The 7512-nt window shown below is 73.4% G+C and carries 4 protein-coding genes and 1 pseudogene; 3 read left to right on the top strand and 2 right to left on the bottom strand.

Annotation, left to right across the window (positions count from 1 at the left end; all coding sequences use genetic code 11):
* The coding region (locus ACFW2E_RS36440) for a hypothetical protein (RefSeq protein WP_384473173.1) at window positions 1–972 on the bottom strand (972 nt) is incomplete at its 3' end.
* Window positions 973–1301: 329 nt separating this feature from the next.
* Window positions 1302–3275, bottom strand: coding sequence for a SpoIIE family protein phosphatase (locus tag ACFW2E_RS36435; protein ID WP_384473170.1), 1974 nt, complete (start codon window positions 3273–3275; stop codon window positions 1302–1304).
* Window positions 3276–3548: 273 nt separating this feature from the next.
* On the opposite strand from ACFW2E_RS36435, the pseudogene ACFW2E_RS36430 reads away from it, so the two are divergent.
* The 3 genes and pseudogenes from ACFW2E_RS36430 to ACFW2E_RS36420 form a co-directional block, all read left to right on the top strand.
* A pseudogene (locus ACFW2E_RS36430) lies at window positions 3549–4214 on the top strand (RNA ligase family protein); the annotation flags it as partial.
* Window positions 4215–4533: 319 nt separating this feature from the next.
* Window positions 4534–5547 carry an AAA family ATPase gene (locus tag ACFW2E_RS36425; RefSeq protein ID WP_384473167.1) on the top strand — a complete coding sequence of 338 codons (1014 nt, stop codon included), beginning with the start codon at window positions 4534–4536 and terminating at the stop codon, window positions 5545–5547.
* A partial coding sequence (locus ACFW2E_RS36420; RefSeq protein ID WP_384473175.1) for an RNA repair domain-containing protein occupies window positions 5547–7512 on the top strand: 1966 nt, incomplete at its 3' end. The genes ACFW2E_RS36425 and ACFW2E_RS36420, both read left to right, overlap by 1 nt.

Raw genomic sequence — 7512 nt, 5'->3', positions numbered from 1 at the left:
ATTCTCGAGGGGGGTATCCGCCTCGCGGGGTTCCTGGCTGTCGTGGTACGCCTGCGGGATGGGGGGCGACCTGCGCTGCGACCCTACGGGGGGGGCCGGGGCGCTCGGCGTTCCCGCGGGTTCCGCCGAGCGGCCCGACAGGGCGAACAGAGTGGTCCACCACGAAAGGATGTTGCTCCAGCTCCTGCGTTCCCCGGTGTCCCCCAGCGCGGCAAGGAGGACGAGGACCTCCTTGCGTGCCTCCCTGGCCTCGGCGTGGCGTCCGGCGGTGTCCAGCATCCGGGAGCGGTGGACCAGGCTCCACGTGAGGATGGCCGACGAGGTCCGGCCGGCGTCGAAGTCGCGGCGGAGGTCGTCCACGAGTTCCGCGAAGGCCTCGAGCGCCTCGTCCTGACGTCCGGCGGCGTCGAGCTCGGCCGCCCACTGGACCATGGTCCAGAAGGAGGCTCCCCCCGGACTTTCCGATCGCTCGGCTCGCGCGACCCTGCCGTAGATCTCCGCCGCCTCCGCGTGACGTCCGTCCTCGGCGAGTACAACGGCCAGACGGCCGTAGCCGTACACGGGTCTGTTCACCTTGCCCTGCTCGAAAGAGGCCCCCCACGTCTCGGCCAACTCCTCGCATATGGCGAGACCTTCCGTCCGGCGCCCGGCCTCGTAGAGCTCGAACTCATAGGCGGACAGGGCACGGGCCAGCAATTCGGTCCGCTGCGGAAGGCTCGTGTCGATGCGCCGGGCGACATCGACGGCCTCCGCGCTCAGCGCCAGCCGAATGTCCGGCCGGCCCCTGAATTCCGCCTCGTATCCGTACGAGATCAGGGCCTCGCAAAGCTTGGGCAGATACGTCAGCGGGCCCACCCCCGCAAGCACCCGGTACGCCTCGATCTCTCGCATGGGGCTCAGCCGGCCGGATCCCAGCAGCATTGTCCGCGCTCTCAGCACCGCATCCTGATCAAGCTTCTCGGTGTGATTCATGACGGAGATTCTGAGAGTTCGAGAAGGGGGCGAACAAGGTTGAAGAGCTGTGCCATCCGTCCTACGAAAATGGCCTCTGACCTGTCATGATGGAGACGTATTCACCCCTGGGCCGCCCAACTGGCGCGCAGGTGAACCGATACAGCGGTGACTCGGTCGCACCGGCCGGCTCCGCCCGACGAAATTGCGAGGCAGGCCAGAGCGGCCAATACCGTCAGAGTCACCGCCCCCGTCGACCCCGCCTCCGCCGATACCATCGGCAACACCACGCGCCGAAGAGCGTCGTCGTCCGCCTGGAGCCGGCGGTGGAGCGCCCCCCTTGTGATCGCTCAGGACGGCTTGTGCGCGATACCGCCCTGGAGGCGGGCGAGCCGGGTGACGAGCAGCGCGGCGTCGTCCACCGAGCTGACCGGGCGAGCCGCCATGAGGGCGTCGCACACCTCGCCCAGCGGAGCCCGGGGATCCCTGACCGCCCGGCTGAGCACGGCGATGCCCTGGTCCAGGTCCAGTGCCCTGCTCCGGTCCTCGATCATGCCGTCGGTGTACAGGACCAGCAGGCTGCCCGGATCGACGACATGGCGTGTCTCCCGGTACACGGGGTCGAGTCCCATGCCCACGGGTGGTCCCGGCTCGCCGCCCAGCGTGCCGGCCGTGCCGTCCGGCCGGATGAGCAGCGGCGGTGGATGACCCGCCAGGGCGACCTGGAGGAGCCCGCTCACCCCGTCGTAGACGACACACGCGCAGGTGGCGGCGAGTTTGTGGCCCGGGACGCCGTCGGCCAGATCGTCCAGCCGGGTGAGCAGTTGCCCGGGGAGCAGACCCACCGACAGCAGGGCGCGCGTGCAGGAGCGGTAGCGCCCCATGGCCGCTGCGGCACTCAGGCCATGACCCATGACGTCGCCGATGCTCAGCCCGATCCTGCCGCCCGGCAGCAGAACGCTGTCGTACCAGTCGCCCCCGGCGAGAGTGCCGTCCTGCGCGGGGCTGTAGCGGTGCGCCGTCCGCGCCCACGGTGTCGTGGGAAGGCCCGACGGGAGCAGATGGCGCTGGAGCGTCAGCGTGGCCAGCCGCTCGCGCCTGTAGAGCAGGGCGTTGTCGATCGCGATGGCCGTGCGGGTGGCGATGTCGTGCGCGGTGCGGATGTCCTCGTTCCCGAACTCGCGGTCGTAGCGCAGGAAGGTGACGCAGCCCAGCACCCGTCCGCCGGCCGACAGCGGTACGGCGATCCCGTGCTCGGGGCCCGCACCGTGCTCGCCGGTGCGATAGGCCACGGGCCCTGCGGTACGGACGCAGTCCGCGACCGGGTCCGCCGCCGGTCGTGGCCCCTCCAGAGCGTCGTCCGGCCGGGAGTCGTCCCGCCCCGCCGACGCGGTGAGCCTGTGCACCCAGGGCAAGTCACCGGCGTCCGCCGGGGCGTCCGCGCTCGCCGTCCCGTCCAGGTCGGTGAACGCGGTGTCCGAGTCCGGGTGCACCACCGCGCGGAGCAGTTCGACGGTGACGGCCCGCGCGAACTCCGGAACGCAGACCGTGGCGAGCTTCGCCGCGACGCCGCCCAGGTCCAGCCCGTGCCCCAGCGTGGCGCCGACCCGGCCGAGCAGTTCCATGCGCCGGCGTTCCTGGGCCGCGTCGAGCAGTTCGTGCCGGGTCGCGCCGAGTTCACGCACCACACCGGCCTGGCCGACGACACGGCCTTCGCTGTCACGCAGCGGGAACAAGGTGCCCATCGCGGCGTACGGGCGTCCGTCGGGGCCGATGGCCGCGACCTGGAGGTTGTCGACGGTCTCGCCGTCGTCGACGACCCGGCGCAGTACCCGCTCGTACGCCTGTGGGTCGGGCAGGTCGAGGACATCGAGGATGCTTCGTCCCAGATGCTCCCCGACCGGCAGACCGTTGACACGGGCCAGCGCCTCGTTGACGAAGCGGAACCGCAGGTCCTTGTCGAGGACGGCCAGGCCGATGGGGGACGAGTGCAGCAGATGGTCGGCCATGGCCGCGTCGCACTGATGGATCTGCTGGACCTCGGGGACGGCGACGGCCAGCAGCCCGGTTCCGGTCGCGAGCGGCACCGGTACGGGATGCCAGGCGATGGCACGGCAGGTGCCGTCCGGGCACCGCACCCAGTCGGTGCGCACCCCGCCTGCCGCGCGCACGAGCCTGCGCACCAGCTCGCTCCCTCGCACGGTGGCCCGGTCGGCCAGCGCCGCCGCATCCCTGCCGACGATCTCCCGCACGGCATGACCGGTCAGTGCCTGCGCCGCGGAGTTCCACGTGAGCACTCGGCCGTCGGGGTCGAACAGAGCCACGGCAACGGCATCGCGCCCCGCCGGCGTGCCCCGGCCCGGGGCCGGTGAGGCCGGCCGCTCCGCCGGCTCGGCCGACTCATCCGGTGCAGTCACCAGGGCCACCCATCCCGTTCCGACTCCCCCACAACGACCTGTGGCTCTCCGGGCGCCGCCAGGACGCCGCTCGAGCCGGATCCGGCCACCTCAGCCTACGGTCGGAGCCCGGTCCTCTCGCGCCGGAAGGCCGCCCGCACCACCCGGAGGAGTGACCGGGGCGCTGCCCGGACGCGGGAAATGAGCAGGCGTTCCGTCGGTCGTGTCGATTACAGTCGGCTCGCTCGTCCCCGGACTCGTAGCGGCAGCCGGGCTGGTCAGGCAGTTCGCTGGGGGATTCCGCAGGATGCGGTCCGAACGCTTGGACCTGCCCGGTCACGGGGGCATCTGCTTCCGGTACTCCCGACCGAGGTCGTGATCATGCGCGTGCACTATCCCCGTACCCCCCACCTTCCCTGGTCGCCCGGTGCGAGTAGGGACGACGTACGTGTCTGCGACCTCTCCGGACTGCGGGGTGCGGAGGTCGTGGTCACCGAGAAGCTCGACGGCGAGAACACCACGCTGTACCCGGACGGGCTGCACGCCCGCTCGCTCGACTCTGCGCACCATCCTTCGCGGGCGTGGGTCAAGGGACTGCAGGGGCGGATCGGCGCGGCCATACCCGCGGGGTGGCGGGTGTGCGGGGAGAACCTGTACGCCCGGCACTCGATCGCGTACGAGGAACTGGAGAGCTGGTTCTACGGGTTCTCCGTCTGGGACGGGGAACGCTGCCTGGACTGGGACCGCACGGTCCGGTTCCTGGGGCGTCTCGGCGTTCCGGCCCCTCCGGTGCTGTGGCGCGGCACATTCGACGAACGGGCCGTACGGGCACTGCGGTTGGACCCCGCTCGCCAGGAGGGCTACGTCGTACGCACCGTCGAGGGGTTCGGGCGCGAGGAGTTCGGGCGGCGGGTGGCCAAGTGGGTACGGCCGGGCCATGTGCAGACCGGCACGCACTGGATGCACACCGACGTCGTGGAGAACGGGCTGAGCCCGGCCGCGGGCCCGTGGGGCCGGCGCTGGGGGGGGCGGGGGGGCGAGTATGCGGCGCGTGCGCGCGCGGGGGGGCGGGGGCCGGGGGCGGGCGGTGGGGGCGGGGGGGGGGGGGGGGGGGGCGCCGGTCTGGGGCCGGGGCCCCGCGACGGGGACGCGGCCGCGGGAGCCGGATCCGTCCTGCGAGTCCGTCGTGGCCGATGTGTCGGCCAGGCTCGACGTGCTGGGCCGGACCGGGGACGCGCGGCTAGCGGGCGTGCTCGCGGCGCTGCTGCACGGGTGGCGGCGGCCCTCGCTGGCTCCCCGGCTGGCGGCGCCGCTCGGCATGCCGCTGGCGCGGCGGGTGGCGGACCTCGTCGGGCTGCACTCCCTGCTGCACCGGCCCTATCCCGACGAGGAGCGGCGCACCGGTCTGGGCCGCATGGCCGTCGCGGCCGATCTGGGCGTACTGCACGCGGTCGCCGGGGCGGTCGCGGTGGGCCGGGACGCCGGGGCGCGCGAGCAGGTCGACTGGTCCGCGCTGTACGCGGAGGAGGCCGGGCTGCTCGGCGAGGCACCGCTGGAGCCGCTGCGCTCGGGGCTGCGCGACGCCCTGTCCGGGCTCGGCGACGCCGACGCGGCGGACCGTTGCTGGACACAGGCGCGGGAGGCGTATGCCACGGGGCGTGTCACCACTGTCGAGGAGGCCGTGGCGGCGACCTGGCGGTGGCGGAGCGGGCGGTTTCCGCGGCTGCTCCAGCTCACCGGTCCGTCCGGCAGCGGCAAGAGCACGTTCGCCGCGGGGCTGCGGGGGGTCGACACCGTCGTGTCCCTCGACGACCTGCGGCAGGCCCGTGGCTCTCGTGCCGATCAGCGGGCCAACACCGACGTGCTCCGCGAAGGTCTGCAGCGGCTCGACACGGCGCTGGCCGACGGCGGGACGGTGGTGTGGGACGCCACGTCCCTCGTACGCCCACAGCGTTCGCTGGTGCAGGCGGTGGCACGCCGCCGCGACGCGCTGGTCACGCAGGTGGTCGTGGTGGTGGAGGAGGAGGCGCTGGCACGGCGCAACAGCGACCGGGCCCACCCGGTGCCGCCGGACGTGCTCGCCGGGCAGCTGAGGCGGTTCGATCCGCCGTATCCCGGCCAGGCGCACCGTACCTGGTACGTGGGAGCGGGTGGTGCCGTCGAGGACGTCGACGGCACCTTGGACGGAGAGGGGGTCTGATGCGTACCAGCGACGAGATCTACCACCGGGTCCGCTGGGACCCTCGCTTCGACGCCGCCCGGTTCGTCCTCGGGATCAGCCAGCGGGGGGCCGCTCCCAAGCGGGTCCCGCTGCCCTCCTTCGTGCCCGGGGGCGACATCCCCTGGCACCGTGTCGTCTTCGTCGAGGCGGACGGCGAGGTGGTGTGGGACCGGGCCGGCGGCGTCGACCGCATCGACGTGTCGACGGCCGGCCGGGCACAGGACCCGCGCGTGCTGCGGGCGCCGTTCTTCACCGCCGGGGCACCCCACGCCTGGGACCCCGTGGCTGCCGGATGGCGCATCGCCGACGGAACCCGGGGGAGGACGGCCGTACGGGACGGGGTGGCGCTGCGCGTGCTGACCTGGAACACACTCTGGGACCGCTACGACAGCGACCGCATCGACACAGCCGGGCGCAGGCCTCTGCTGCTCGCGGCGCTGGAGGAGGCCGACGCCGACGTCATCGCGCTGCAGGAGGTCGAGCCGAAGCTGCTCACCATGCTGCTCGAGGCGGCGTGGGTCCGGGCCGGCTACACCATCGGCACCGACCCGAGGGGCAGGCATGTCGACGACAGCGGACTGCTGTTGCTCAGTCGGCTGCCGGTACGGGAGGCGGGCCGGCACGAACTCGGCCCGCACAAGGCGGTCACCGCCGTGACCGTGGAGACGGCCTCCGGACCAATCGTGATCGCCAACACCCATCTGAGCAGCGACCACTCCGACAACGGTGCCGCCCGACGGGAGACCGAACTGGCCCAGCTGGCCAGGGGACTTGCCGGTGTGGACGCCCCCGTGATCCTGCTCGGCGACTTCAACGACGGCGGTGACGGCCCGAGCGGACCGGCCGCCGCCCTCGGACTCCACGATGCGTGGACGCAGGTGCACGGACCGGGCGACCGGACCCCCACGTTCGACCCCGGCGTCAATCCACTGGCCGCGGTCTCCTCGCTCTCCGGGCGGGCCTCCCGGCTGGACCGGATCCTGCTGCGCTCCCCCGGGCTCCGTGCGACCGACGCGGCCCTGCTGGGCGACTCGCCGGCCCCGGGCGGACTGTTCGTCTCGGACCACTACGGCGTGGCGGCGGACGTCAGCCTCGATGCGTCCGCGCCCGACGATACGGCCCTCGACATCCCGCCGACCGCCCGTACCGCGGTGGCGTGGATACCACCACAAGAGCTCTGGCCCACGATCCAGGACATCCGTGCCGAACACGATCCGCAGATCCACCGCTGGCCGCCACACGTCAATCTGATGTTCGGCTTCGTCCCCGAGTCCGCGTTCGACCGCGCCCTCCCCCTGCTGTCCCGGGCCGCGGCCTCCGTCCCGGCCTTCACCGCCCGCCTGCGGGGCGTGCACACCTTCGGACACCGCGACGACGCGACCGTCTGGCTCGACCCGGCCGCGTCCGACCAGGTTCCCTGGGCGGAACTGCGTGCCGCCCTGGAGCGGCTGTTCCCCCGCTGCCGGGGCCGCGCCGAGGGCTTCACCCCGCACCTGACCCTGGGCCGCAGCGAGGATGCACAGCGTGTTGCCGCCCGGTGCGCCGCCCGCCTGGGCAGTGGCCTGTCGGCACGGGTCGGAGAGCTCGTCGTCCTCTCCCGTCGGGGTGACGAGCCGATGCGGCCCCGGGCGGCCGTCGCGCTGGGCTCGGGTGAGGTACGGCAACTGCCGGAAGCCGGGCCCTGCCCCGTCACGCGCGACGAAGCCCCCGTCGAACGGACCGTGCGACGCCTCGCGGATGCGCTGGGCGAGGGAACCGTGCACGTCGTCGGCTCCCGGTGCATGGGCGGCGCCCTCGCCGGAGCCGACCTCGACCTGGTCGCGGGGGGGCCGGGCCCCGGCGGCCAGGCCCCAGGGCAATCGGGCGGGTGCACCGCGCGGCCCCCCCCCCCCCCGGGGGCCCGCGGTGAGCCCCGCGCGCCCCCCCCGCGGCGACCCCCCCGCG

The sequence above is a fragment of the Streptomyces sp. NPDC058964 genome (assembly GCF_042741275.1).
Lineage (GTDB): Bacteria > Actinomycetota > Actinomycetes > Streptomycetales > Streptomycetaceae > Streptomyces.
Note: the sequence above shows the minus strand (reverse complement) of the source record. Positions and strands in the feature narration are given on the sequence as shown.